Origin of the sequence: Synechococcus sp. CC9605 (genome assembly GCF_000012625.1) — a bacterium.
Taxonomy (GTDB): domain Bacteria; phylum Cyanobacteriota; class Cyanobacteriia; order PCC-6307; family Cyanobiaceae; genus Parasynechococcus.
In genome coordinates, this window is the sequence record NC_007516.1 from 1,598,972 (window position 1) to 1,622,318 (window position 23,347).

The 23,347-nt window shown below is 57.4% G+C and carries 34 protein-coding genes; 14 read left to right on the top strand and 20 right to left on the bottom strand.

The annotated features are described in order from the left end of the window. Nucleotides 1–65 precede the first annotated feature (65 nt). A complete protein-coding gene (locus tag SYNCC9605_RS08725; RefSeq protein ID WP_011364706.1) occupies nucleotides 66–308 on the top strand; it encodes a hypothetical protein in 243 nt (80 codons plus the stop codon). Nucleotides 309–392: 84 nt separating this feature from the next. Here the strand turns inward: SYNCC9605_RS08725 and SYNCC9605_RS08730 are convergent, their stop codons facing one another. Further along, entirely contained in the window at nucleotides 393–710 is a 318-nt protein-coding gene (locus tag SYNCC9605_RS08730) for a hypothetical protein (protein ID WP_156783081.1), read from the bottom strand. Nucleotides 711–955: 245 nt separating this feature from the next. On the opposite strand from SYNCC9605_RS08730, the gene SYNCC9605_RS08735 reads away from it, so the two are divergent. The 5 genes from SYNCC9605_RS08735 to SYNCC9605_RS14825 all read left to right on the top strand — a co-directional run bounded on the left by SYNCC9605_RS08735 (nucleotide 956) and on the right by SYNCC9605_RS14825 (nucleotide 3,973). Further along, on the top strand, nucleotides 956–1,117 hold the full coding sequence (locus tag SYNCC9605_RS08735; RefSeq protein ID WP_257928893.1) for a hypothetical protein: 162 nt from the start codon (nucleotides 956–958) through the stop codon (nucleotides 1,115–1,117). A gap of 463 nt (nucleotides 1,118–1,580) precedes the next feature. After that, complete coding sequence (locus SYNCC9605_RS15540) at nucleotides 1,581–1,706, top strand: hypothetical protein (protein ID WP_257928900.1); 126 nt, start codon at nucleotides 1,581–1,583, stop codon at nucleotides 1,704–1,706. Nucleotides 1,707–2,420: 714 nt separating this feature from the next. Then, the gene (locus tag SYNCC9605_RS14820) at nucleotides 2,421–2,609 is read left to right on the top strand and encodes a hypothetical protein (RefSeq protein WP_156783082.1); all 189 of its coding nucleotides are present in this window, start codon (nucleotides 2,421–2,423) and stop codon (nucleotides 2,607–2,609) included. A 171-nt stretch (nucleotides 2,610–2,780) separates the two neighbouring features. Further along, entirely contained in the window at nucleotides 2,781–2,930 is a 150-nt protein-coding gene (locus SYNCC9605_RS15215; protein WP_198002513.1) for a hypothetical protein, read from the top strand. A gap of 317 nt (nucleotides 2,931–3,247) precedes the next feature. After that, on the top strand, nucleotides 3,248–3,973 hold the full coding sequence (locus SYNCC9605_RS14825; RefSeq protein WP_011364709.1) for a hypothetical protein: 726 nt from the start codon (nucleotides 3,248–3,250) through the stop codon (nucleotides 3,971–3,973). A gap of 906 nt (nucleotides 3,974–4,879) precedes the next feature. On the opposite strand, the gene SYNCC9605_RS08760 is transcribed toward SYNCC9605_RS14825, so the two are convergent. Then, nucleotides 4,880–5,110, bottom strand: a complete 231-nt coding sequence (locus tag SYNCC9605_RS08760) for a hypothetical protein (RefSeq protein ID WP_041434992.1) — start codon at nucleotides 5,108–5,110, stop codon at nucleotides 4,880–4,882. A 144-nt stretch (nucleotides 5,111–5,254) separates the two neighbouring features. Between SYNCC9605_RS08760 and SYNCC9605_RS08765 the strand changes: the two genes are divergently transcribed. Further along, nucleotides 5,255–5,452 carry a chlorophyll a/b-binding protein gene (locus SYNCC9605_RS08765; RefSeq protein ID WP_011364713.1) on the top strand — a complete coding sequence of 66 codons (198 nt, stop codon included), beginning with the start codon at nucleotides 5,255–5,257 and terminating at the stop codon, nucleotides 5,450–5,452. 395 nt (nucleotides 5,453–5,847) lie between these two features. Here SYNCC9605_RS08765 and SYNCC9605_RS08770 read toward each other — a convergent pair whose 3' ends face one another. Together SYNCC9605_RS08770 and SYNCC9605_RS08775 are read right to left on the bottom strand one after the other, a co-directional pair. Then, entirely contained in the window at nucleotides 5,848–6,330 is a 483-nt protein-coding gene (locus SYNCC9605_RS08770) for a DUF427 domain-containing protein (RefSeq protein ID WP_011364714.1), read from the bottom strand. A 3-nt stretch (nucleotides 6,331–6,333) separates the two neighbouring features. Continuing rightward, nucleotides 6,334–6,732 (bottom strand): hypothetical protein, encoded by a 399-nt coding sequence (locus SYNCC9605_RS08775; RefSeq protein ID WP_011364715.1) that lies wholly within the window; start codon nucleotides 6,730–6,732, stop codon nucleotides 6,334–6,336. Between the two features lie 381 nt (nucleotides 6,733–7,113). Here SYNCC9605_RS08775 and SYNCC9605_RS08780 point away from each other — a divergent pair, with 381 nt between their 5' ends. Beyond that, complete coding sequence (locus SYNCC9605_RS08780; RefSeq protein ID WP_011364716.1) at nucleotides 7,114–7,365, top strand: hypothetical protein; 252 nt, start codon at nucleotides 7,114–7,116, stop codon at nucleotides 7,363–7,365. Between the two features lie 1,732 nt (nucleotides 7,366–9,097). Here the strand turns inward: SYNCC9605_RS08780 and SYNCC9605_RS15545 are convergent. The 3 genes from SYNCC9605_RS15545 to SYNCC9605_RS13995 all read right to left on the bottom strand — a co-directional run bounded on the left by SYNCC9605_RS15545 (nucleotide 9,098) and on the right by SYNCC9605_RS13995 (nucleotide 10,684). Further along, nucleotides 9,098–9,490, bottom strand: a complete 393-nt coding sequence (locus tag SYNCC9605_RS15545; protein WP_257928916.1) for a hypothetical protein — start codon at nucleotides 9,488–9,490, stop codon at nucleotides 9,098–9,100. Between the two features lie 148 nt (nucleotides 9,491–9,638). Continuing rightward, the gene (locus tag SYNCC9605_RS14830; RefSeq protein WP_156783083.1) at nucleotides 9,639–9,791 is read right to left on the bottom strand and encodes a hypothetical protein; all 153 of its coding nucleotides are present in this window, start codon (nucleotides 9,789–9,791) and stop codon (nucleotides 9,639–9,641) included. A gap of 698 nt (nucleotides 9,792–10,489) precedes the next feature. Beyond that, nucleotides 10,490–10,684, bottom strand: a complete 195-nt coding sequence (locus SYNCC9605_RS13995; RefSeq protein WP_011364720.1) for a hypothetical protein — start codon at nucleotides 10,682–10,684, stop codon at nucleotides 10,490–10,492. A 685-nt stretch (nucleotides 10,685–11,369) separates the two neighbouring features. Here SYNCC9605_RS13995 and SYNCC9605_RS08805 point away from each other — a divergent pair. Together SYNCC9605_RS08805 and SYNCC9605_RS08810 are read left to right on the top strand one after the other, a co-directional pair. Continuing rightward, nucleotides 11,370–12,287, top strand: coding sequence for a histone deacetylase family protein (locus SYNCC9605_RS08805; RefSeq protein WP_041434998.1), 918 nt, complete (start codon nucleotides 11,370–11,372; stop codon nucleotides 12,285–12,287). Then, on the top strand, nucleotides 12,284–12,862 hold the full coding sequence (locus SYNCC9605_RS08810; protein ID WP_011364722.1) for a pyridoxamine 5'-phosphate oxidase family protein: 579 nt from the start codon (nucleotides 12,284–12,286) through the stop codon (nucleotides 12,860–12,862). The genes SYNCC9605_RS08805 and SYNCC9605_RS08810 overlap by 4 nt, the downstream gene beginning before the upstream one ends. Before the next feature lie 6 nt (nucleotides 12,863–12,868). Here SYNCC9605_RS08810 and SYNCC9605_RS08815 read toward each other — a convergent pair whose 3' ends face one another. The 4 genes from SYNCC9605_RS08815 to SYNCC9605_RS08825 form a co-directional block, all read right to left on the bottom strand. Further along, the gene (locus SYNCC9605_RS08815; RefSeq protein ID WP_011364723.1) at nucleotides 12,869–13,198 is read right to left on the bottom strand and encodes a hypothetical protein; all 330 of its coding nucleotides are present in this window, start codon (nucleotides 13,196–13,198) and stop codon (nucleotides 12,869–12,871) included. Nucleotides 13,199–13,253: 55 nt separating this feature from the next. Further along, the gene (locus tag SYNCC9605_RS08820; protein ID WP_374699853.1) at nucleotides 13,254–13,955 is read right to left on the bottom strand and encodes a hypothetical protein; all 702 of its coding nucleotides are present in this window, start codon (nucleotides 13,953–13,955) and stop codon (nucleotides 13,254–13,256) included. Beyond that, complete coding sequence (locus SYNCC9605_RS15810; RefSeq protein ID WP_374699854.1) at nucleotides 13,844–14,254, bottom strand: hypothetical protein; 411 nt, start codon at nucleotides 14,252–14,254, stop codon at nucleotides 13,844–13,846. The genes SYNCC9605_RS08820 and SYNCC9605_RS15810 overlap by 112 nt, the downstream gene beginning before the upstream one ends. 405 nt (nucleotides 14,255–14,659) lie before the next feature. After that, nucleotides 14,660–15,160 carry a hypothetical protein gene (locus tag SYNCC9605_RS08825; RefSeq protein ID WP_011364724.1) on the bottom strand — a complete coding sequence of 167 codons (501 nt, stop codon included), beginning with the start codon at nucleotides 15,158–15,160 and terminating at the stop codon, nucleotides 14,660–14,662. Nucleotides 15,161–15,227: 67 nt separating this feature from the next. Between SYNCC9605_RS08825 and SYNCC9605_RS08830 the strand changes: the two genes are divergently transcribed. Together SYNCC9605_RS08830 and SYNCC9605_RS08835 are read left to right on the top strand one after the other, a co-directional pair. Next, on the top strand, nucleotides 15,228–15,941 hold the full coding sequence (locus tag SYNCC9605_RS08830; RefSeq protein WP_011364725.1) for a putative 2OG-Fe(II) oxygenase: 714 nt from the start codon (nucleotides 15,228–15,230) through the stop codon (nucleotides 15,939–15,941). A gap of 42 nt (nucleotides 15,942–15,983) precedes the next feature. Next, entirely contained in the window at nucleotides 15,984–16,235 is a 252-nt protein-coding gene (locus tag SYNCC9605_RS08835; protein ID WP_011364726.1) for a hypothetical protein, read from the top strand. Nucleotides 16,236–16,237: 2 nt separating this feature from the next. Here SYNCC9605_RS08835 and SYNCC9605_RS08840 read toward each other — a convergent pair whose 3' ends face one another. Genes SYNCC9605_RS08840 through SYNCC9605_RS08850 form a run of 3 tightly spaced genes read right to left on the bottom strand, consistent with a single transcriptional unit; the run spans nucleotide 16,238 to nucleotide 17,476 of the window. Beyond that, nucleotides 16,238–16,999: a metallophosphoesterase gene (locus tag SYNCC9605_RS08840; protein ID WP_011364727.1), complete on the bottom strand. Its 762-nt coding sequence runs from the start codon at nucleotides 16,997–16,999 to the stop codon at nucleotides 16,238–16,240. After that, nucleotides 16,977–17,210, bottom strand: coding sequence for a TIGR02450 family Trp-rich protein (locus SYNCC9605_RS08845; protein ID WP_011364728.1), 234 nt, complete (start codon nucleotides 17,208–17,210; stop codon nucleotides 16,977–16,979). Before SYNCC9605_RS08845 ends, SYNCC9605_RS08840 begins: the two co-directional genes overlap by 23 nt. Continuing rightward, nucleotides 17,210–17,476 carry a DUF3764 family protein gene (locus SYNCC9605_RS08850; RefSeq protein ID WP_011364729.1) on the bottom strand — a complete coding sequence of 89 codons (267 nt, stop codon included), beginning with the start codon at nucleotides 17,474–17,476 and terminating at the stop codon, nucleotides 17,210–17,212. The genes SYNCC9605_RS08845 and SYNCC9605_RS08850 overlap by 1 nt, the downstream gene beginning before the upstream one ends. 146 nt (nucleotides 17,477–17,622) lie before the next feature. Between SYNCC9605_RS08850 and SYNCC9605_RS08855 the strand changes: the two genes are divergently transcribed. Continuing rightward, nucleotides 17,623–18,078: a Fur family transcriptional regulator gene (locus tag SYNCC9605_RS08855; protein WP_011364730.1), complete on the top strand. Its 456-nt coding sequence runs from the start codon at nucleotides 17,623–17,625 to the stop codon at nucleotides 18,076–18,078. A gap of 15 nt (nucleotides 18,079–18,093) precedes the next feature. Here SYNCC9605_RS08855 and SYNCC9605_RS08860 read toward each other — a convergent pair whose 3' ends face one another. The 5 genes from SYNCC9605_RS08860 to stpA form a co-directional block, all read right to left on the bottom strand. Beyond that, the gene (locus SYNCC9605_RS08860) at nucleotides 18,094–18,294 is read right to left on the bottom strand and encodes a hypothetical protein (RefSeq protein ID WP_156783086.1); all 201 of its coding nucleotides are present in this window, start codon (nucleotides 18,292–18,294) and stop codon (nucleotides 18,094–18,096) included. Between the two features lie 104 nt (nucleotides 18,295–18,398). Continuing rightward, complete coding sequence (locus SYNCC9605_RS08865) at nucleotides 18,399–18,794, bottom strand: hypothetical protein (RefSeq protein ID WP_011364732.1); 396 nt, start codon at nucleotides 18,792–18,794, stop codon at nucleotides 18,399–18,401. Between the two features lie 3 nt (nucleotides 18,795–18,797). After that, the gene (locus SYNCC9605_RS14000) at nucleotides 18,798–19,013 is read right to left on the bottom strand and encodes a DUF3721 domain-containing protein (RefSeq protein ID WP_257928935.1); all 216 of its coding nucleotides are present in this window, start codon (nucleotides 19,011–19,013) and stop codon (nucleotides 18,798–18,800) included. Between the two features lie 48 nt (nucleotides 19,014–19,061). Then, nucleotides 19,062–20,015, bottom strand: a complete 954-nt coding sequence (arsS, locus tag SYNCC9605_RS08875) for an arsenosugar biosynthesis radical SAM (seleno)protein ArsS (RefSeq protein WP_011364734.1) — start codon at nucleotides 20,013–20,015, stop codon at nucleotides 19,062–19,064. A 75-nt stretch (nucleotides 20,016–20,090) separates the two neighbouring features. Beyond that, the gene (gene stpA, locus SYNCC9605_RS08880; protein ID WP_011364735.1) at nucleotides 20,091–21,299 is read right to left on the bottom strand and encodes a glucosylglycerol 3-phosphatase; all 1,209 of its coding nucleotides are present in this window, start codon (nucleotides 21,297–21,299) and stop codon (nucleotides 20,091–20,093) included. Between the two features lie 179 nt (nucleotides 21,300–21,478). Here stpA and SYNCC9605_RS08885 point away from each other — a divergent pair, with 179 nt between their 5' ends. Beyond that, nucleotides 21,479–22,783, top strand: coding sequence for a Rieske 2Fe-2S domain-containing protein (locus tag SYNCC9605_RS08885; protein WP_041435707.1), 1,305 nt, complete (start codon nucleotides 21,479–21,481; stop codon nucleotides 22,781–22,783). On the opposite strand, the gene SYNCC9605_RS08890 is transcribed toward SYNCC9605_RS08885, so the two are convergent. Then, entirely contained in the window at nucleotides 22,784–23,236 is a 453-nt protein-coding gene (locus tag SYNCC9605_RS08890; RefSeq protein ID WP_257928939.1) for a hypothetical protein, read from the bottom strand. Between the last annotated feature and the right edge of the window lie 111 nt (nucleotides 23,237–23,347).

The window sequence follows — 23,347 nt, forward strand, 5'->3', positions numbered from 1 at the left end:
GTCACGCCACCGATGAAGTCCTTATGAAATCCATCACTGGGACCTCAGGCACCTAGGGACTTTCAATGCATCCACTCGACCTGTTCGATCGCTTTCGACGCTGGTTGGGCTGGGCTTTGCCTGGTCGTCAGCCATGGGATCGCAAGCCTGGGCAAGTGGCTCCAGAGCGCCCTGATGACTGGCTTCTGGAGCCCCCGAGCCTGGAAGAGGCCTGTTTGTTGTTTCCGCAATTGGATGAAGAGCGGGCCCTGCTTCGCTACCAGCAACTCCGCCTGGAAATGCGGGAGCGTGACGGACGTGGCTTCTAAAGAATGATGGTTTTGGCCATGCGCTGGCAGTTACCAAAGTGCGGGGCTTTTGCCCGAATGGTTTCGGCTGGTGAGCTAGCCAGCTCAGATGATCTCTTTACAGCCAGCATTGATCTTGGCTTTGGCCGATACGAGACCAAAAATCAGCAGGATGAGAAGGCCTGCAATCACACCAACGAAAAACAATACGTCCATGACATCAAGATGGCTTTGCTCGTCATAAGGAAAGAGAGCGAAAAAGCTCATCAGCCAAAAGGCCCATCCAATCCCGAAGAAAAATGAAGCCTCGTGCTGATTTAGAGCGATCTGGCGAAACCAACTACGACTGCAAACCGCCATCACGATCGGTTGAGTCCCGACCTTGCTGTTGTCGAAGCCGTTCGAGGAGCTCAGGATCACCAACAATCTGACGACGGCATCCGTCTTCACCCATGTAAGTCAGACGTCCTTCGGAATCGATGACCAGGGCCGTCATGGGGGTGACTGGAGATGACTCGTCGATAGCGAAGTACTCTTCGTTCAGATCACCATTCTGCGTCCTCTCAGCACTCCAGCCATAAGCCATCTCCAAACAGGCAGAGCGACACCAGCCGTATCGGCAGCGTTGCTCTATGAAGAGTGGGATGAACGGGATTCTTTCCAAACGCGTGACTGACCAACAAGGCAAAGACAAGACCTACTGGATTCATGAGATCGCGTTCCTCGAGGCTCGCTTGAACGGCAGCCAGGGTGACATCGACAGCGAAGACAGAGCGGCTTGCGAAGAAGCCCTGAAGGCAGCCAAAGCAAACTTGGCAGCAGCGCGTTGAACAGAGGGCTGCCGGATGTTCAGGCCAGACCTATGGTTTGAATGTGGGAGGGAGACCTCTTCGGGCGTGGTTGCTTGATTTGGTGGGTGGTGTCACGACCTACTGCCTCTCTCACACCTCATGGTCAAGGCTGAGCCAGGCCCCTCTCCTTGGCATAACTCTTGTAATGACTCGGAAATTCATCAGCGAGTCGAACAAGTGCATCGCTTGATGAGCCCATTTGCTCGTTGACTTCATCAAATACCGAAGCGAAACAGCTCTCACACCTAATTTCAAGACAGAGCTCTTCCCAGCTCGTTTTTTGTTGATTGAAACTGGCAACAAGCTCCTTAAAAGTCACAAGCAACAAACTCTTTGGGGTTGGGCCAGCCTAAAGGCAATGGCATCAATCAATTTGAAGCCGAATTACATCAGGAATGCCATCACCTGACGGCCCAAGGCTGTGATGACGCAAAATTAAAGGATGAAACGACTGCTGCAACTGTTTCAGCGATGGGCCGGTCAACGCCAGAAGCCCCCATTGCACACGCCTGAGGAGCTGGAGTGCTTTAAAACAGACGCGATCGACAACCGCGGCAAGCACTACTGATGCAGGGGGCCACTGAACTAGCACTTCTCGCCCTGGCGTTTGTTGGGCTCCAGCTCTGGTGGCTCAGCAAGGTGTTTCTGAAACGACCCCGTCAGCCAAGACCGCTGGGCAAACCCATGCAGGCCAATTCTCTCCAAAACGAACGAAGTACCCTGCAAAAGATTTTTGATCAATCCTGATCAGCGCCATCATTGACGGCAACTAAGGAAAAACACCGATGTCTCTTTTGATCTGAACGATCAGCGTGGTGCATCAGCAACAACAGCCATGGCCCTGATTTGTTGTGCGACCTGCGGTCACATGCATTCGAGCCTGAGACGGGCCTGCCCCCAGTGCAGCCAGCATGGAAGCAAGGTCACCCTCCAGCCGCTTACGAAATTGAACAAGACAACGCAAGGCAACATCAAGAGCTGAGAGCTGCGTTTTGGTTGCTAACTGTTGAGTGAGTGAAGGAAGCACCATGGCCTTTGAAGCTCCCCCCGCAGAGGGACGTCAGTGCATCAGCTGCGGTGACATCAAAACTCTGAATTTCTTTGGTTTAGATCAACAGGAGTGCCGTAACTGTGAATCACGACGACGCCAACAGGTCATGAAACAAAATGCCAATGATGCAGTCGAGGAGCCTTGAATCAAATTGAGCCTTAATAAGCATATGCACCAATGTTCAATTGACATCCATGGGCTATCACATGGGTAGAGTTGCAAAGAGGTGTCATGGGCAAGGTTCTTTCAGCAGCAAAATGGTCGCTCGATCTACTTGGCCAACGCATCAGTGCCCTCCGTCTTACAAAGAGCTTTTCAGAATCAAGGATTTACAGCGACTGGGCTTATGACGAATCACAGATGAAAGAGGCCGATTTTGGCAAGCGTGAGCAGAAATCTCATCTTGAATACGATTGCTGAAGCCACAAGCTGAATCATCAAATTCAAAGACCGTGGCTTAACAGGCGCCAAACCATGGCCTTCAACGGCAACTGACCACTTAAGGATGGCGGTTGGCAATTTGGGTCCAAGTCCCCTAGAACTCTGTTCAGCACCGTTGCACAGATGGCCTTGATTCCCCGCTGGCAGGTCATGACTGACAGCAGCAAAGCCATGGTGAAGCGATCTGCGATCACACTTGTGGTCGTTCTGATTGGATTAACACTGCTGCGCGCAATCTTTCCTTGGATCCTGCTTGGCCTGGCCCTCTATGGTGCCTGGTGCCTGGTAAACCGGAAATAACCGATGAGCGACGACTCAGCCCAAACCAGACGAACGCTCTATCTCTGGGCCCTTGGCCTCAACGTTGTCGCTTGGGGCGGATACCTGGTTCTGACCAAGGTGATGGGAATCGATTTTGAATCGATTCGGCAAGCCAGATTGGCTGGTTAATGTCCCAGCCCCAAAGATCGATCTGACTGGTCCGATCAGGTCGTTATCCAAGGAATCGGCAAAACCGGATAAGAAACGTCATTCCCCCAGCACAAATCAAAGAGTTCACGTCATAACCTTCTCTTAATGAGACGGCAACTTCGTGAATTGCCCCCTAACTCAAGGCTTTGAGGCTCATCCGTCCTCAGAAAAGAGTCGATCTGAAAGCTTTGCTAAGGCAGACGACGGTGCAGCGCATCTGCGGCCAGGCCTTTGTGTGGTTTGGAGTCGTGATTCTTGGAGTGTCTCTTTATAAATTCATCAGTGCTTTCTGGACTGAGGCCTCCCCTTGGCCCGAGTTGCAATTTGGGGCTGCAGGTTTGATCGTGGTTGCGGCAGGACGCGGATTTCGAAACTCAGCATTTATAACGACACTGCTTTCAGAAAACAGCCATTCAGCACGAGCACGACGATCCTTTCTCATGCTTGCTCTCGCATCCTTCATCATGGGCTGCGTTGTTTTACTTAAACTTTCCGTACAAGACATCTATCGCTACAAACGCTTGCTTGGAGAAGGAGGAATCCTTGAATATTTGCAAGCTCTGATTCTCTTTACATCCGCGTGGATATCGTGGCTCATCTCCAAAGATCTACGCAAGCGCTTGTTCATGCGCCTACATTCAGTGGTTTACGCGATCATTTCCTTCGTAATGCTGTTTGTGGGCCTGGAAGAGATTGCCTGGGGACAAATCCTGTTCGGGTGGAAAACACCTGAGAACATCGCTGCAGTTAACGCCCAAAACCAGACAACCCTCCACAACCTTGAATTCTTTCAGAATTACCTCGACCTCAATCTTTTCTTGGTCTCGGTCGTGCTTTTGGTGTTAGTGCTGTGGAGACCTTCAGTTCGATGAAAACGAATAACAACCCTCGATACAGATCAGATTTCCAACGGAAACTTCCTCATACCGAGATACTTCTGGCCCCTCTTCCTCTGCGCTGCATTTCTGTCTTTCTTTGTGGCGACAGAGTCGGGAACTGCACTTGTCATCAATATTGATCAGGAGTGGGCAGAGTTACTTCTCTACCTGGCTGCAGGTCTGAACTTATTGAGAACCTACATTCTTCTTGGCTTCGCACAACCGCGACCAAACCACTGAACAAATGCTAATTGCGGCCGGCCTCGGCCTTAGACATCTCCAGGCAAGGGTTACAGGTGCAGATGCACAGCTGACCTGATCCAGCCGCAGCGGGCTTGATCCACGAGTCACCAAGGGTATAAATCGTTCGGTGCAGACAAAAAACCGCCCCATCTCTGAGTCGGCTCAATAGCCAAGGCAATCCCCATCACCCGGCGATCTGCACCAACCCTTGATGCAATATAAAAATAATACTCACCCAACACCAGATGTAGTGGACGTCAACACTCACTTAAGACTCTGGTAAACATGCGTGAAGAGTTCGAATCGTGCAACAGGGGCACTGCATCTAGTGCTTGGAAGCCTTAGCCAGCTTCATCACCAAAATTTCGAATCACGCACGCAACAAGCCTGGCGTGAAGGAAACACCACATCTGGAGTAAGAGGCCTAAAAACCTCGGCATGGAGATGCTTCATGCTGAAGACATCCTTAAGGGAGAAGCCATGATTTCTGGCCCATCCTGCCCACTGCACTTGGGAGTTCTGGACAGTCCGGACTATTGGACTGATGACGCACTGATGTCTGCAGTGCGTCCATTGAATCCAGAGGAACTGCACAACCTGGCCATCGGATCTCAGCAACAAAGGACTCGAGAACGCGGTCTTCGCACCACCCCCTGATCAACTGCGGCGGCTGAACCCAGCCAGGAGTTGATGGAACGGCTCGAGCAACCTGTCGAACCAGGCGCCTGAGCGTCGACCAGCAGGCCGCTGCAATGCCGAGGCATGCAGCATCGGCCCGCTCGGGCCATACCCCTCAAAGGCAATCAAGGCGTCTTGAGCTCCCTGCAGCTCCTGGTCGATTCGACAGGAGGAGAAGCGGCTGTGGGCTCGGTTTCGCGACGTTGACATGTCCGGAGCGGATGCACCTACCTCCGGTCTGGCCACGGACCGAGCTGTTTGGCAGCAGTTGGTGATGCCTCTTAGGAAGCCAAAGCGCCACCCATTTACAAACCGTTACAAGAGCCTTAACATTTTGAAATCTTCAGTCAAGCGATGGCTTCTTCCACCCCCAACGACGACTGGTTCCAGAGCGCTGCAGCAGCTCAAATTCGCAACGAGCGTTTCGAGCGGGCAGAGCTCCTCAATGGCCGTGCCGCCATGATCGGCTTTGTGGTGGGCGTGCTGACGGAAGCCCTGACGGGGCACGGGATCGTCAGCCAGATCACCTTTGGTCTGTTCGGCTGCAATTGAATCGGTCAGCTGCCAATGGGTTGAGGTGTGCGACTGAACCCTGCACTCGAGGCGCATTGGAAGTTCACAAGCTCTGACAAGACTCTTTTTTTGGGTGAAACGCTTGATGTTGCAGGCGTTTCGCGATAATAGGTTATGAATCGGTTATGAATAGATGAAGACAAGCACCGCCCATTCGCGTCTCGAGTCCCTCCAGCTCGCAGCTGAGGAGTGCTTAACCCGTGTTGAAGCCCAGAAGATTCTTAAGAAAGCCGACAAGGCTCACGCCAAGCTCGAGTCTTCTGCAGCCCCCTTCCACCGTCCAAAGAACTGAGCAAGCCACTCAGGTCCACAGAAGACGAACAGATAACTCCCCTTGGACGTGATCAGGAGTGAGTCCACTCACTCCAAATTCCTCAAATCAAATCGGGATGTTCGGGATCCCCTTTGAAGGGTCCCTGGATCCATGGGGTGACCCAGCCGCCATAAAACTCGCCGGGTTGAGCCAGAACGTCCTCTCCATCCAACCTGCAGCGATCCACGCGACGGGGATAAACACTGATCCAGCTGGCCAAAAGAGAAAAGGCTTCCGTTGGCTTGGGGTAACTCCAGCCTGCGCGAACACGGCGATCGGTGCCATCAACAGCACTCACATCCCAGTAGGACGCCACTCCTTTCCACTCACAGAACGAAGGTCGTCCCGTTGAGGGGTGGAGCGTTCCAGGTTGAAACGCTGAAGGGTGCAGATAAATCGTGGGCGGATGGAAGGTTTCACAAACGCGCACGTAGCGCTGATCATGGGCGATCGCCTGTCCTGCAATCCAGATCTCCACAGAACCGGACACCAGCTCAATCAGAGGAGGACGGGGATAGCTCGCAACATCTTCAACAGATCTCATGAATCAACCCATATCGAGCAGGTAGTGCATGACGGCAACCCGATGTGACAAAGCAATGCCTTCGGGGGAGTCGGGGCCGATCAACGCCTCGGGGACACGATGAATGCGAGTGATGGGTTTGATCTCATAGGCCGTCCCTTCGGGGGCACCGGTGCCGCGACTGCGGTCCCAGATCCCGCTGGCGTCACCCTTGTAGTGCCCCGACACCTGCGACAGGTGCGCATAGACGTTGGGCCCCATGCGGCAGACCACGATGGCCAGACAGGCATCGAAATCGTCGGACGAGAACACATTGATCCCATCACGGACAGCGCGTTCGTCAACCCCGAGAACCATGTCCTCGAGAGCTGTTTCACCCGTCAACTGCCAGCAACGGATGGTGACGGCGTCGTGTTGACTCACTTTCTGCGGGTTAAGTCGCCGAAATCATCGTCGTTGGGCTGCAGGAACTGCCAAACAACAGGGACTGTGAGGGCGACCGTTAGGCCAATGGTGACCCAAATCGCTGTTGTGTAATCACCCATGCCATGTCCCCAACCCCGTGGACCTTAACCAGTCCGGGTTGAAGAGGCAGCGAACACCCGAGTCACACCTGGACATGCCTTTGCCACAACCTGCTCATCCTTTGCAGGGCCGCTGCCAGCACACTTGATTTGGGGGACGAGACACCCCTCACACACGGACCAAGGGCTTCCGGAACACCTGGAGGCCCTTTTCAATAAGCCTTGATGAGTCCAGCACGCCTCACCATGAGACAATTAAGCAATCCTTAAGGACTGCTGAATGGGTCACTTCGCTAAGCAGCTCAGCGCGCAGGAAATCAAGCAGGGCTACTCCCTGCTCAACTTGATGGAACATCTCGACCGCGAGATGGATCTGCTCAATCAGCAGCGAATCCGCGTCGGGCCAACAACCCAGGAAGGGCAGCGACTCACCCAGATCAAGCTGAGCCATTTGCGCAAACTGCAGAGCTGCATTAGCGAACTGGACACCAGTGGCTTCAACGACTGGTTGCTGCACCAGCAGCCTGCATAACAAGGCCAACACTGGGACTCTCCAGCCCAAAACTCATATTTCGCAGTATTTCTGCGTCATCAGCTGTCGGCAGGTGTCAGTAGCAAGGAAAACACCTCACTCAAGCCTGCCGAAATTGGAAACCCGTGGATCACGTCGAAACCGGCCACGCCGTCGCTTCTTAAGAACGAATGTTGCCGTAAGCGCCTATCCGACCAGATGGTCGTCATCAGTCAGCACCGCTTTCCCATTTGAGAGTCTCAGGACTTCACCGGAGTCGCCGGTACTTTGGTACGTGACTCGATAGAGCCCGTAGGTACTCAAAGATTGGATGCGAGCATTTATGAATGCCTTGAACTCAGTCTTGAAGCACTGCTCCTTAATCCAAGTCTCTTGTCCATCACTTCGTTCGACGCAGAACATGCTCTGTATCAAGCTGAACGTATCTTGATGAGATCATTGCGGCTCGCCAGCTTTCTCAACGAGAGCTTTGGAATCGTGTTGCACTTTGCGACTGGAAGTCCGGCAGTGCTTAAACAGCGGAGCCTTTGTCCTTCTCGACGACAACAACCACCTCGCTGGTTGCCTTACGGACAACTCTGTAGTTGCATCCTTTCACCTTCGACATCACCCTTGCTCGGACAAAAGCTCTTAGCTCTGTCTTGAAGCACAGGTCCTGAATCCATTGACCAGGGCCAGCCTCTTGATGGATGCAATACACAGCAATGTTGGTTCACCTAACTTCGTGCTATCACAGCCAGGACATGTCCGACCACATCCGGACACTACTGGCCATTTCGCTGAAAAGCCCTGCGGTGGCAAGCTCTAGACACCTCGGACACTATTGACTCTCCTTTTTATAAGAGAGAAAAAGTTAGAGAGTTAAGGAGCGGTTTAATCACCATTCACCACCCAGGGTTGAACGGCCTGAAATTTCGGCAAAGCACCTACGCAATCAGCAGGGGTTAGGAGTTCGAGTCTCCTTGACTCCACTAGGTTTTTACCAATTGGAACATCCCGAGTCGAACAAAAGCTAAAGCAAACCAGCTCTAGCGATCTTTTTTTTTCTAACTCCACCCATATGGACTCCAGGATTAAATCCCGATGGAGTAGGTGCAGCCCTGCGCCCATTAATGCAGCGGCCTCGGCCAGGTTGTGTTCAGCGATGAAGGCGCAGCAGCGTGCAACCGACAAATGATCTACCCACATCAATGGTCGTGCTAATCAGGTCAGTCTGCCGAGGGTTTTAGGCAGACTCCACCCCATGCCGAATAGGGACCTCAGCCACCACTAACCACCTGAGAAGCCCGGGTGTGTTGACCCGAACTTTTTGTCTCTCTGGACTTGACGCAATATGGGCCGTAACCGTAGACAGACCTGCAGTGGGTGACGCTGCGAAACGTGATCGATTTTTAGGCGCAAATGTCGTCCCCAATACCGCAATCCTTGACCAGCAGGGAGATATTTTTCCTAAGCGGCTGGGTCAGGCAGACCAATACGCGAGAATCACTTGCCTAACCAGTCAAATGAGCCGAAGAGGAATCCACCCGCTGTTTATGGGTCTAGATAAGCCAAAGCGCACAACACATTTCGCTGTACAGCAAGATCTGAATGGTTACGAGTCCGCTCAGAGAAAGCGGTTTCTACGGTCGAAAATAGAAGAGGAAAAGCAAGCCGCAGCAGCGGGGCGCCGACACCTTCTCAGGCTGGAACGCCAAGCAGCGTGATTGAACTGGCTGACGAGGGCAAACAACTATTGCTGCTCGTCTCCTAAGCGTTGTCGGTGCAGGGGAAGAGCCCACCAGATGAAGGCTTCCTTTTTGCTAATGATGCCTTCGTTGGCACATGCAATGTCAGCATCATTCCTGTCAGCCCAAGTAACAGTTTCCAAGCTCTCAAGCTTGGTGTATTCGCAATAGCAGTGCGCTGTGGCCAGATCTTCCATTAGTTCTGCAACTTCTCCCCACATGGTCATCTGGATGTCCATGCAGGATTGGTGAAACTCTGAATACTTGGCAAGAGTTTTTGTTTTTGACTGATCGGTAGGAACTTCCATTTTTTCCTCTGCCTCAAAGCCCCTCCCATCAAAGGCAATGGCTGGGTCTGCTAAGACTACTGGGACCAGGAGCAGTAGTAGCCGTTTCAAGTCCAATGGCTCGGGATACCAAACAGTCTGGCTAGGAATTGAACTTTGCCCAACAAGGGCTGCAGCTTTACAAGGCGTCAGAGACGGATAGAGGGACACCGCCCTCCGCATGAACTACAGCGGCAACACCAAGAAGACTTACTGAAATTCAATTCTTGAACTTATCGAGTTCTGCCTTCATCGCAGTGAGGCCTTCCTCCAACTGGGAGTAGTTGTCTGGGTCCTCTTCCCACGTCTCTATCAGCTTCTGGGCTGTCTTGATGAAGCCCTTTATCTCATCACAAGCCCCGAGAAGGTCCATGCTTTGAAAATGAGCTAGAGGGTTTTACCCCACCTTCGCCAGATGAAAGGCGATTGAGTAATGGAACGAAAACCCCGTCTCCATAACACTTAGCTCTTGTTCTACCGAGTAAAGAGTTCTTGTGATGCGGCAGTTGTTTTCACCGTCGCAAACAATGAATTGGCCGTCCTCGGTCTTTTGGATCGAGGCACCGTGAGGTGTCTCAACGATGGGGTTTGATTTCGCCATGGATGAAGCCTCGACATACATGTGATGGCTAAGCTCAGCTCGTTCTGACGTATCCAAGAGCACCGACTTTGCAAACAGCAATGATGCCCGCTGTCTTAAGGGGTAAGACACGCTGGAAGCACTGCCCACCACCTGTGCGCTGAAGAGTGAGGGAGAAGCGGGTCGAGGGAAACCCGCTGCATGCAATTACATCTCCCGATGGCGTTGCAGTGGTTGGTGCTCGCGCCAACTGAATAATCAGATGCGCGAGAACGATTCTCACTGAGTTGTTATGCCTAATTTGCTTGCTGAGAGTTCCCTTAGAAGTGGTTCAGGCGACATCAAAAGGGGTGTTCGCTAAGGCACATTTCTAGAGAAGGCAGTGGTGCCTTCAACGCGCCTGTTTGGGGAGGTGGGGTGAGGGGCCTGCCTCTTTTTATTGATGACGCAAGAAAAACAAGTGAGCTGGACTCCTGGGGTTGCTTAGTCAGTCAGGACTCAACGTCCAGAAGCTCAATCTCAACTTCACGCCCTTTCAGCCTATTGAGGATGTCGCGGCTGTCATCGATGGGCGATCCGTAGTACTCGAAATCCATCTGGAATTGCGGCAGGACGGATCGCAGTCCAAGGCGTTTCTGCCGAGCTAAATAACGATGAAAGCGGTTGAACGACCTTGATCGACTCATGGCACCTCCTTCAGTTATGTCTCAGTTGTAAGGCACCTTCAGGGTCGGGAACTGTGTTGGAACAAACCATCGGGAAAAATTGCAGCATGCATAAGAAAGAGGCGCAAGCTCTAAGAACCGACGTGGCAGAAAAGGATGGGCTGGGCTCCTGAAGCGGCCTAATCGCTGTACGTGATCGTGCAGCTCCAGCGTTTTTGGAACACGTAGTTGAGCTTCTTGCAGGAGGTGTCAGTCACCGTCGCTCCTTAGGGCACACGGCGCATTGCCTTGGCAGTCGCGACCCCTTCTGATGTATTTGAGGCAAGTGATTTTTGTGCTTCGTGGGCTCGCACAACACCTGAAAAGTGGTCCGCGTCACCTCCGACGCACCGACATCACATGAGGTGATGTCAGGTAGGGTCCAGTGAGATCCTGGCAGGAGAACGGCAAGGCAGAAACTTGTGCGTACATCTCTCGATGATTTGACGGTACCTGGTGTTGTTTGCACGGCGCAACGTGTCAGGAGGAAGTCGTGCCAAAGGGATCGAATCTTCTGACGCCATTTGGCACCGCTTTGGCACATACGATCTGAGTGATTCTTCAAAACTCAGGCTTGCACTGGGGACTGGGGCGTTAGATCTGTTGCTGCACCAACAGCCTGCCTGACCCTTGAATGGGGCTGAGCCATCCCGGAAGAGACAACCCTTTGCCGCTTCCGGTCGTTTATCACCCGCATTACTCCGCGCCGCTGCCGAGCACCCATCGCTTTCCGATGGCGAAGTTCCGGCTGCTGCATCAACTCCTGCTGGAGCAGGGGGTCGTCCAGGCCGACGAGGTGCATCGGCCCTTGAGCATCGCCCGCAGAGATCTGGAGAGCGTCCATCCCCGCACGTATCACGAAGCCTTCAGCCGTGATCACCTGAGCCGACCGGAGCAACGTCGCATCGGGCTTCCGGCCACGCGGCCTTTGGTGCAGCGCACCTGGCTAGCCGTGGGCGGCACCCTGTTGACGGCACGACTCGCTCTCCAGCGGGGCTTGGCCTCCCATCTGGCAGGCGGCACCCACCACGCCCACCCCGGCTTCGGCAGTGGCTTCTGCATCTTCAACGACTGTGCTGTCGCCGCACGGGTGTTGCTGAGAACAGGGGAGGTGCGGCGAATTCTGATCGTGGATCTCGATGTGCACCAAGGGGATGGTTCGGCAGCCTGCTTTCAACACGACCCCAGGGTGACCACCCTTTCGGTGCACGCCGCCAGCAATTTCCCTTTGCGCAAAGTGGACGGGGATATCGACATCCCCCTTGCCGACGGCACCAGCGACGACGACTATCTCGCTGCCATTGCCGACCGGTTGCCCGATGCCTTGGACACCATCGCGCCGGATTTGGTGCTTTACAACGCGGGCGTCGATCCCCATCGCGATGATCGGCTCGGCCGACTCGCCCTCAGCGATGCGGGGTTGAAGATGCGCGATCGACTTGTGCTCGATGCCTGTCTGCGCCGCAGGATTGCAACCGCAACGGTGATCGGTGGTGGCTACGACGCCCTCGCTCCCCTGGTGCAGCGGCACGCCATCGTGGTGCGTGCTGCTGCCGAGCAGGCTCGCTTGTTCGACCTTCCATGACTGAGGGAATCTCTGAAACCATCCCCCCCTGGAGACCTCTGCTGCGCGCGGCCATGCAGCGAGAGGGGCGCTCCGTTGCCGCCCGCTGGGTGCAACTGGCCACAACAGGACGCGATGGCACACCTCGGGTGCGAACCCTGGTGTTCCGCGGCTGGGCCGGTGCAGCCCAACTCGAACTGTTCAGCGATCAGCGCAGCGAGAAGGTGACGGAACTCGCCAACGATGGAGCAACTGAACTGTGCTGGTTGTTCCCCAAAGCCCGCCAGCAGTACCGCCTGCGGGGAAAGGTGAAGCTGATCAAAGCCACCGAACAACCTGAGCTCTGCCAGCAGCGCTGGCAAAAGCTCTCCGATACAGGACGAGCCGTCTGGGGGTGGCCCACCCCGGCGGATCCGCTGGACCCCACGGCGGCCTTCCACGATCAACTGGCTGAAACTGCACCGCTGCCAGAGCATTTCGTGGTGCTAAGGCTGCAGGTGATCAGCGTTGAGCGGCTCAACCTTGGCCCCCACCCCCATCAACGCACGCGTTGGAGTGCGGACACGCTCTGGCAGGAGGAACCGCTGAACCCCTGATCACCATCAACGCTCAACGCGACCAACCGACGGACGACCGGGTTCACTGGGCACCGTCACCACCGACAGCCGCTGCAGGTCTCGGCGGTAATCAAAGCTGCAGAAGCCAACGCCCGTACCGGAACAGGCCGAAAGGCTTTCGAGCCCAACAGAGGCCCAGCGCCGCTCCTCGGGCGTTGGCGTTTTTTCCGGGGCAGGACGCCAGCCATCGGCAATCAAGTGGCGATTCGCCTCGAGGATGGTTTGCCTGGCGCTGAGCTGCGGCTCAGGTCTGGCGAAGGCAGAGCCTCCCACCAACCAGGGCAGCAACAGCGGCATAACAACACAACGTGCCATGGAGAGGCCCATCCCTCTCTGACCTAGCCATGAATTGGAGCGCTGACCACAGGGGTCAGCCCGCGGTGAGCTTAGCGAGGGGCTGAATGCTGAGGGCGATCACCACACTCACCACAACTCCAACGGCAGCTTTCCAGAGATCCGTGCCGATGACCTTGGCCAGACTGCCCCCCTCCCGGTTGGTGAACACGAAGTCGGATGTTTGTTGCCTGATCCGCAAGGCCAACTCACGGCCGCCGATCAGGCCCAGAAACACCCAAGTGGTGCTGAGGGGGAAGCTGGAGAGAAAGGCCTTGTAGAGCAGGCAAAGACCGAACAACAGATCGATCAGCGTGGCCGAGCGCAAATCAGAACTGTTGGTCTTGGTGCGGAGCACGGCCTGAATCGCCCCACCCCCGGTGGCCACCAGGACACAAAGGCCCAAGCAGAGCACCAGCGTGCAGATGAGCATCGGGACGAGGTCCAACTGGCGCGGCAAGAACACGAAAATGTTGGCCAGGTCCTGCACCAGCCACATGCACCAGAGGAAGCCGGTGGAGAACCACTGCAAGCCGTACCAGACCTTGCTGGGGTCTTTGCCGTCCTGGGAACGGCAGAACACCCAGCGCTCCAGCAACCACAAGCCCAGGCCGTAGGCCGCCAGGCCTACGGCGAAGGCGAGGCCATACCCGTCAGCGAGCTGCTGAGCAACATGCCGATGTTGGCAGGCGTAAACGATGACAACACCAGAAACGAGGTGCTCACCGGTGCTCCCCACTGGGTAAGGGCCACAACAGCGAGCGGTGGAAGCACGTAGACCCAGGTGAACGGCTCGGGCCAAGGAAACTCCTTGCCAGGCACACTGAGGCGGCCCCAGGTGGGATCACAGTTGTTGAGGAACCAGCCCAACAGCAGCACTCCACAGGTGACCGTGCAGATGAACAGCATCTGCACCGGCTTCGGCGTGCGTTTCCGGTTGGAGGAGAGATAGGTGCCGAGGGTCTGAAGCGAGTCGTTCGCCACCACGGAATAGGCCGCCAGCAGGAATCCGACGAGCATCCAGATGCTGACGTCCATGAATCCGATCAAGCCGATGGTTTGCCTTCCTTGTAAAGAGCCCTAGGAGGAACGTCGGTGCTCCAGGTCACTCGGACGTGTAGTGATTGAGGAATGTTGTGTGGTCGACGGTGATGCACCACCGAAGCGATTCGACCACGAAGGTACGTTGACGGACGAATCGGTGTTGAGGGATACACACCCAAATGTCTTAAGAACGAGCGGATTTGACCTCAGCCAAAGCCAAAGCCAAATCCCAGTTCCCGTCGGGCATCGCTCGGCCCGGCTTCCAAGCCCGTTAGCGATCTAACCTACGCATCATGAGCCGAAAAGAACACGGTTGCAGGGCGATCAGCGACGATTTTTCGACATTCACAAATTTTTTCGAGACCGAGTTTGGGACTGCTGCACGTCAAGGCTGTCTGATCAGTTCACCACCTTCAGAGTGCGAATCCCAGTTGCCTTGACCCAACTGGCGAGCGCATCGATATCAGCCCGCTCGGGAATGCAGATGCAACCCGTGCCGGGATAACAGCGGTGGATGCCCAGAGCACTTCGGGTGGTATCGAAACGAGGGGTCAGGTCAAACCACAGATCATTCCCCCATGGTTCCGGACGCCCCAGGCTGTACACACCAGCGGGCAGAGGGGCTGCATTGCCGGGGCTCCAGCGACGATCAGCACTCTGGCGCCGGGCTACACCACTGGCCGCTGGCCAGCTGGCCAGCAAACGCGGGCCGCGATGCAGTTCAACCTTCCAGATGCGGTTGCCGTCCGGAAACAGCTCGGCCGTGCGACGGGTGCTGAGCTGCAGTGAACCGCCCTGCAGCAGCGCCGTCGTTGGTCCCTGTTGCCCAGGAAGATCAGCGGCCGTTGCAGCGACGCAGCTGCCCAGCAGCACAGGCACCAGTAGGGCGTGGCGCAGCATCAGGATCGTCATGAACGGTTCACCCACTTTGGGGCTGCCACGATGGCCTGCAGCAGACCAAGCCTTGGTGGACGTTCTCGATCTGTTTCCCCGCTCCATCCTTCGGGGCACCCTTCCGGATCCTCTGCTCCAACAGTTAATTGGGCTGAGCGAAAGCGTGCTCGCCCATCCTGAGTCCAGCCCCGATGCTTCAGCGAAGCTGGCGGGTCAACTGCTTCAGCAGCGCGAACTGAGGCCTGATCAACCTGGCGTGCAAGAGCTCAGCAACAACCACCTGCTGCCGGCCTGTGATCGCTGGATCCGCCATGTGATGGACCGTCAGCCTCCCCAGGGTCGCGGCCCCTGGGTTCCCGGTCGCTACCGCCTGCAGATGATTGATCTCTGGCTCAATTGCCAAACCGCCGGTGACTACAACCCCACCCACACCCATGGCGGCAGCTTCTCCGGAGTGATCTTTCTGAAGGTGCCACCACAGATCAACGCCAACAGTTTTGATGGCCAACTCTGCTTCCACGGCCCGGAGGACTGGCACATTCAGTCGTTCCGCACCGGCATGGCGCACTACGTGCTGCCTGTGCCCGGTGAGTTCTATGTGTTCCCGGCCTGGCAACCCCATTCGGTGATGCCCTTCCGAGGGGATGGTGAACGCTGGTCGCTGGCGTTCAATGTGGTGGCGGCCCCCGGTGTTCCTCCCACAGCGATGCAGCAGCCCGCCCCCCAGCAACAACCCCTGGGCAACGTCTCGCTCTCGAGTCAGCGACCCACGGCCAAGGGCTTCTGACGAGAACTGTCAGAGTCTTCCGATTGCATCTGTTCAGGATTCATGGGTGATTCCGAGCCGCTCCAGCAGGCCAAAGCGATCGCAGCGGCGCTGGAGCAGCTGGCCGACCAACTGCGACCTGAGGTCATTCGTGCAGCACGACTGGATGACGACGGACGCCGCGATCTCGACCGGATCGAATACGCCCTCGGGACCATCGGGAAGGCCTTGATCTTGACGGACTATTCCATCGACGAAGAGAAGGACATCGACAAACTCAAGGCCTTCCGCGAGTCGCAGAAGGGAATGGGCTGAATTCAGACGCTGCTCCAGCGCAGCACCCGGTGCTGAATGGCTCCATCAGCCGTCAGCTCGACCAGCCTGCCCCCCGGATCATCAGCGCGACCCAAGGGGCAGGGCTGCACCGCTTTGAAACTGCAGAGCGTGGAGGGGCATCCGAGCAGCAGCACGTCAGGCCGCGTGGACCAGGATCCCTGCCAATGCTGATGGATGTGTCCAAACAGCACCGCCCGCAGGGCCCGATGGGGACGCAACAGCGCCTCAAGACAGGCCTGATCGAGGAGCCTGATCGCATCCATACCGGCATCACCGATGGCGATCGGTGGATGGTGGAGAGCGACCACCAGGGGCAGATCAAGGCGCTCCGAGCACCGCAGGCGCTGCTCCAGCCATTGGAGCTGAAGCGAGCCGAGCGCACCGGCAGCTGAACCCACCTGATGGCTGCTCAGCAGCAGCACTCTCACGCCTTGCACCAACAAATCAGCTGGAGCCGTCGTCCAGCGTCTCCCCAGCACCGCATCGAGAAGCAGCGGGTGATCGTGGTTGCCGGGCAGCAGGGCCACCGAGCAGCGCACGTGTTGGCTCAGGGCTCGCCGCAGCCGGGCATAGCCACCCCAGCTTTCGTCCTGGCAAAGGTCCCCCGTCACCAGCACCAGATCAGGGTTCAAGGCCCCACCAAGCTGGAGAGCTCGCTCGAAGTGAGCTAGGGCCGGCCGACCGCGCACCAGCCCCTGATCAGCGGCCACCAGGTGTGGATCACTGAGTTGAAGAATCCTCATCGCTCTCGGGAATGGACTCCCATCCGCTGATCCAGCGGGTTGGATCCTTCAGCTCACTCCAAAGCACCAGCTCGCGATGCGACGGAGCCAGCACAGCCGCCAACTCAACCCATCGCAGCGGGCCACGCCCGCCTTGCGTGATCAGCTCGAAATGGCGGTAACCGGCCACCGGGCGCTGGCTGGTCCAAGCCCGGGCAGGACGCCAAGCCATCAGTTGGCGACGAACACCTGACTCACGGTGCTCTCAATCACGTGCCCCGAAGCCGCGATCATGTCGGTGTTATCGGCGATGAATTGCTCCATCACCCCGGGAGCGGCTTGCATCACCGCGCAGACCTTGCTGGGGTCGTCCTTGCTGACACCCCGGTAGAGCGAGGTGATGCCAGCGATTTTCTGAAGTGGCAGGGATGCGTCATAGGTGGCGACCCATTCGGCAAATGACTTGGTGATGGTGAAGGTGAGGACGTGGGTTTCCATTGACCAGAACAACAGCGTCGGCGGACGCTATCACCAACCTTCAACGTCCTCATCGGCGACCGTTGGGATCCGACAAGCGGGCTGATCCTGAGGACAAGACAGCACTCTCATTAAGGCCTACTCTTGAGAATGAGCGAGGAGAAGCTGTGACATCGTCATCTGCCCCTGCCGCAACGGACATCACCCTGCAGCAGGGGTTGCATCAGGACGGGCGCCGTCTGACCCCGCAGCGCAAACGGGTTCTTGAGCTGTTCGAGCGCTGTGGGTCCGGCTGCCACCTCAGTGCCGAAGAGGTGCACCAGCAGCTGGCGGCCCTTGAGATGAAGGTGTCTCTAGCAACGGTGTATCGCACCCTGCGCCTGCTGGCCGACATGGGTCTGCTCCAGGAACTGGAGCTCAGTGAAGGGGGGCGACGCTTTGAACTTGCCGTTGACGATCACCGCCAACATCACCATGTGGTGTGCATCCGCTGCGGCCGCACCGAGGAGTTCGAAAGTGAAACCGTGCTGGCAGCAGGAGCTGCCGCCGCCGCCCATGTTGGTTTTCAGTTGATTGAATCGAGCCTGAACGTGCGTGCGATCTGCCCGAAATGTCAGGGATAGATCGCAACACCTGAATCATTCAGCGCGAAATTCCTTGTCATAGAGATCAGCTACCAGAAGCTCAATCAGCTCGACGGACACCAGTTCCTTTTCGCGTCTCAAGGTGTTCAGCAAGATCTGAACCTGGCGGTGATGCATCAACGACACTTCACCCATCTCCAACCATCGGGCAGTGAGAAGGGTTTGAAGACGTTGGCGTGGCGACGATGGTGACATCAGGTGCGCCCTGTTTCGCACACTGAAGCCATCAACACAGCCTCTGAAAAGGTGTGAGCAACACAAGTCTTCCGAAGCTTTTGTGAAGCGGACGCGCGGGCTGCTTACTGAGGATGCTCGTTGCAGGGCATCCAGTAGCGATCGCCCATGCGATGCACACTCTCACAACCCAATTGGCGCGCCTGTTCCTCCGCCTCTTCGCGACTGGGGTAGGCCAGATAGCGGGGATTGGTGGTGGAGCGGATCTGAATCAAGCCCATGCTCATCGGGCCAGCAGTGATCACTCCCATGGTATTGACACCAACCGCCACCAATCCCATCCCGACGATGGCGGCATTGATCACGCCCATCGCCACAACACCAATCGAAACCACACCCATCGGCACCACACCGATGCAGATCACCCCCATCGGCACGATGCCAATGGAGATGGTGCCGAGGGGAGCCACGCCGATCGCGATCCGCTTCGGCTTGCTGCCGCAATGCCCGCCTTCAGTCATGGATCAGTGGGCTCCCTGGTGATCCGCATCACCGTGCTTGTCGCAGACCATCCACATCTCGCCCATCTGGTGAGCACCGGTGCAACCAAAACCTGGGGCCGCCGCCTCAGCTTCAGCCTGCGTTTTGAACATCGCCTGCTTTGGCTTGCCGTGGGATCCGGCCATGGCCGTTGTTGCCGTGAGCATCAACGCGGCGACAGCAAAACAGATGCGTTGCAACGGGAAGGCCTCTTCACAGATCACCCCACTATGCCCATAACGCGCTGATCAGCCCTGGAGCGCCCCGCCACAACTTGAGCCGGCGCCAGCGGTGCAGCCAAAACAATGCGGGGCGGTGTGGATGGGCTGATCCAATGGAACGGCCTCTAGGTGGATCAGATCACGAAGGTGACGCACCTCACCGGGGCAGGGCAGGCCGAGCTGCTGATTGAAATCACAGTCGTAGAGATAACCCTGCCAATCGACACTGATCAGCTGACGGCACATCACAGCCCCCAGATTGTCCGGGTTGTGCGAGTCCTCAAGAAGGGTCTGATAACGCTGCAAGTCGCCACTGCGTTCCAGTTGCTTGGCGAAACGTTGGATGGGCATGTTCGCCAACGTGAGCAGACGATCGAAGCGAATCCCCAATCCGCCCAAGACCTTTTTGTAATCCGTCTCCAAGGCTTGCTGGGGAGGAGGCAGGACCGGACCCAGCGGGTTGTAAACGAGATCCAGCTGCCGGTTTGGATCGCCCGTTCCATAGCCCAGGGCATTGAGCTGGTGCAGGCCGCTGATGCTGCGCTCAAACACGCCATCTCCCCTCTGTTTGTCGACGTTCTCGGCGCTGTAACAGGGCAAGGAGGCGGTGATGCAAACGCCCTGCTCCGCCAGGAATTCAGCCAGATCGTCCTGGCCAGGTTCGCTGAGGATCGTGAGATTGCAGCGGTCAATCACGGTGGTGCCGCGTGCGCGTGCTTGGCGCACCAAAGCGCGAAAACCCGGGTGCAACTCCGGTGCTCCCCCCGTGAGATCGAGGCAAGAAATGGAATGCCGTTCAAGGATCTGCGGAATCAACGCCAGCAGATCCGCACTCATCATCTCGGTGCGCGTGGGCCCTGCATTGACATGGCAGTGGGCACAGCTCTGGTTGCAGCGGTAACCGAGATTGACCTGCAATGTTATGAGCTGTCCGCGCTTCAGGGGCGGGAAAACGGTCTCAACAACAGCCACCGGCTCCATGCGGATGAGGCTGATTCTTCCAGAAAGAACGCATCCAGGCTGGAGAAACGAATACTCCTGCAGCTGAGCAGCTAATCAACCCACCCGGCGACGTTCAGAGAGCTGTCGGAACCAGGCGATGTACTGCTCCGGACCATCAGGCATGAGCGCGTCAATCCGCAAGGGATCCTCCGGATCGGTGATGCCCTGCAAGCTGCCATCGGCATGGCTGGGGCGATCCACTTCTCCATGGCTGCTATCAACGAGAACAACTCGATTGGATTGACCGCACCAGGCACCGAGGTCCTGCAGCAGGTTGAGGAAACCGCGATCACTCCCACCCCGCAACCAGCACGTGCCATCAGCCGATGCCGTGGATGTGACCGTGTCTCCCACCCCCACCAGCAATGGCATCCGTTCCGCGGGGATGCGCTGCTGCACCAACGCCAACAGCGCTTCGGAATCGTGGGGAGCCGTTCTTACGTTGAACGTCTCACCCAAGGGAGATTCACCCCAACGGCGCTGGATGTGCTGATTAAGCAGCACCAGAAGTCCGGCCTCCTTGATCGACCCGGTGAGCATGAATTGAATGTCGGTGGTGCCCACATCACCTTCAGCAGCGGGCTTGATCCGTTCCTGGCCTTGCGCATCACGGCCCAGGTTGGGAGCCACATGCAGGAAGAACGATTTCTCCAGGCCCTGGGCGGCAGCCTCGGCAAGCAACTGATGCATCAGCTCCGAGAGCATTGTCTGCAGGGCCTGCTGAGTGATGACATCAGCGGGGACGAGTTCAAATATCCCGTTGAGATTGATGGTGGGTGAAACCTGGGTGTCCAACACCGCGGCTCTGGCCACCTCGGCCAGGTCATCAACACTCACCTGAGGCAACAGGCCCGGCAATCGCTCCATCAAGAGAGCTTCCATTCGGGTGGGGGCTGCAGCGAGAAAAGCCATTTCCGCCGGCGAGACCCCGGGGTGGCTGAGGTCACCAAAGCGATCCTGCAGCTGCACCCCTCCAGCCGCCAGGCCTGGCAGATAACGGCCCTCACGTTTGGGGAGATCGGAATCCCCCAGGGCCTGCTCCACGAGGCGGTTCACCCCGCGCCGCCCTTCGTGCTCGCCATTGGTCAACACAGCGAATTCACCGTCCAGCGCGGCGACCGCATCCACATAGGTCGGGTCCATGCGCCGCGTCAGAGGATCCTTCACCAGTTGCATGCAGACACCGTCCAGGTCCTGCACGATCAGCAGGTCTTCAGCACCGGCGAGCTCCTGCAGCAATTGATCGGGCGTCAAACGGGGCATGGAGGTTCAGGGAGGTCGCTGCAGCCGAAGGAACAGCGGTGCACTTTCGTCGCGCAACTCATTAGTGCCAAACCCGTAAGAAGTCCAGTGGGGGGCGGCAGGCAGAACCGCCGATGGCACGCGAAACACCGCAGCCATGCCATCCGCCCAGCGATCATGGCGACCTTGATGCTCCTGCCATGCACCCCACCTGGACCGAACAGTGGTGGCCGATCAGCTATGTGCAGGACCTCGACCCCAAAACGCCGAGTCGCTTCACGCTGCTGGAGCGGGATCTGGTGATCTGGTGGGATCGCGCCGCATCGAGCTGGCGGGTCTTTCCAGACGTCTGCCCCCATCGTTTGGTGCCCCTCAGCGAAGGACGAATCAACGAGGAAGGACTGCTGGAATGCCCTTATCACGGCTGGAGTTTCGATGGAGACGGCCAGTGCCAGCGTGTGCCGCAGGCTCTCGAGAACACCCAGCCCAACAACCGTCGGTCCCGCTGCGCCAGCCTGCCGACAGCCACGAGGCAGGGGCTGCTGTTCGTCTGGATGGGGGCCCCCGATGCCGCGGACCCCAGTCAGCTCCCCCTGGTGCCAGCCCTGGAGGACAACCCCGACAGCTGGACGGTGCAAGACACCTTCCGGGACCTGCCGATGGATGCCGTGACCCTGCTGGAGAACGTGCTGGATGTGAGCCACGTTCCCTTCACCCACCACAAGACCGTCGGCAAACGGGAGAACGCCGCGCCGGTGGAAGCCTCAATCACGGGGGAAGACGCCAGCGGCTTCACGGCTTACTGGGAGGAGGGGCCGCGTCGGGGCAAACTCGGCGCCCAATCCACCACCTTTCATGCCCCGCAGCTGATGTGGCATGACCTCACCGCCAAGGGCTTCGGGCGAATTCTCACGGTGGTCTACGCCGTTCCGATTCGCCGCGGCGAGTGCCGCCTCTTCGCCCGCTTCCCCTTCCAGTTCCAATCCGCCGTCCCCAGGCTGCTGATCGGATTAAGGCCCCGCTGGCTACAGCACATCGGCAATCACAAGGTGCTGGAAGACGATCAGGTGTTCCTGCACTGGCAGGAGCGGGTGCTGGAGCGAGCCGGCGGCAGCCCCGCCGTGGAACGCAGTTTTTTCATGCCCACAACGTCAGATGTCTACGTAGCGGCGCTGCATCGCTGGTTGAACGGCAACGGCGGCGAGCCCTTTGCAGGACAACCTCTACCTCCGCGGCAAAGCACCACGGCGCTGATGGATCGATACAACAGCCACACGATCCATTGCCGCAGCTGCTCGTCGGCGCTGAAACGGATTCGTACTGCCCGCCCCTGGGCATGGGCCCTTCTCTGGGGATCCGCCGCGCTTTTGGGGATCCAACAGGGCAGCGCCTGGAACAGCACCGGCCTGGTCACCGCCGCGCTCTCGGCCCTGGCACTGCGACAACTCAACCGTTGGGAGCAAGGGCTGACGGTCGGCAGCGGCCAAGCCCCCCGCAACCGCTGATCAGAGCCCCGGCACAGGCAGCAAGGTCGGCTTCACCTTGCCCTCAATATCGACCTTGCCGCCGATGGTGATTTTGTCGTCGACAGACACGTCTGCCCGTACAGCCAGCGGATCATCTGCTGTGACCGACACCTGCCCCTCAACCCCGCTGACCCGCGCATCGGCATTCACCGTCACAGCTCCCGCAATCGATTTCACCGAAACAGGCCCTTCAATCGCCAGAGGCGCATCGCCGCCGATGGTCACCTGCTCCTGCACAACAACCGGCAAAGGGATGACGGAGCGGATGGTGACACTGGGCGGAAGCACCAACTTGTCGACCTGCAATCCACCCTCAATCGCAATGGGGATGGGCCGACTCAACAGCTTGGCGGCCGTGACCGCCAGAACCAGGCTGGACAACACAACCGCCGCAGGCCAGCGGTATGCCATCAGCAGATCACGGCTGGTCACAGGCCTAAAGACAATGGTTTGAGCGCATTACAGCGTGTTTAAACCAGTTCTGCCCGTGATGACGCCTGCACGGCCCCCCCAGGTTGTTATCAACGAGAAGTTTTTCTTGCA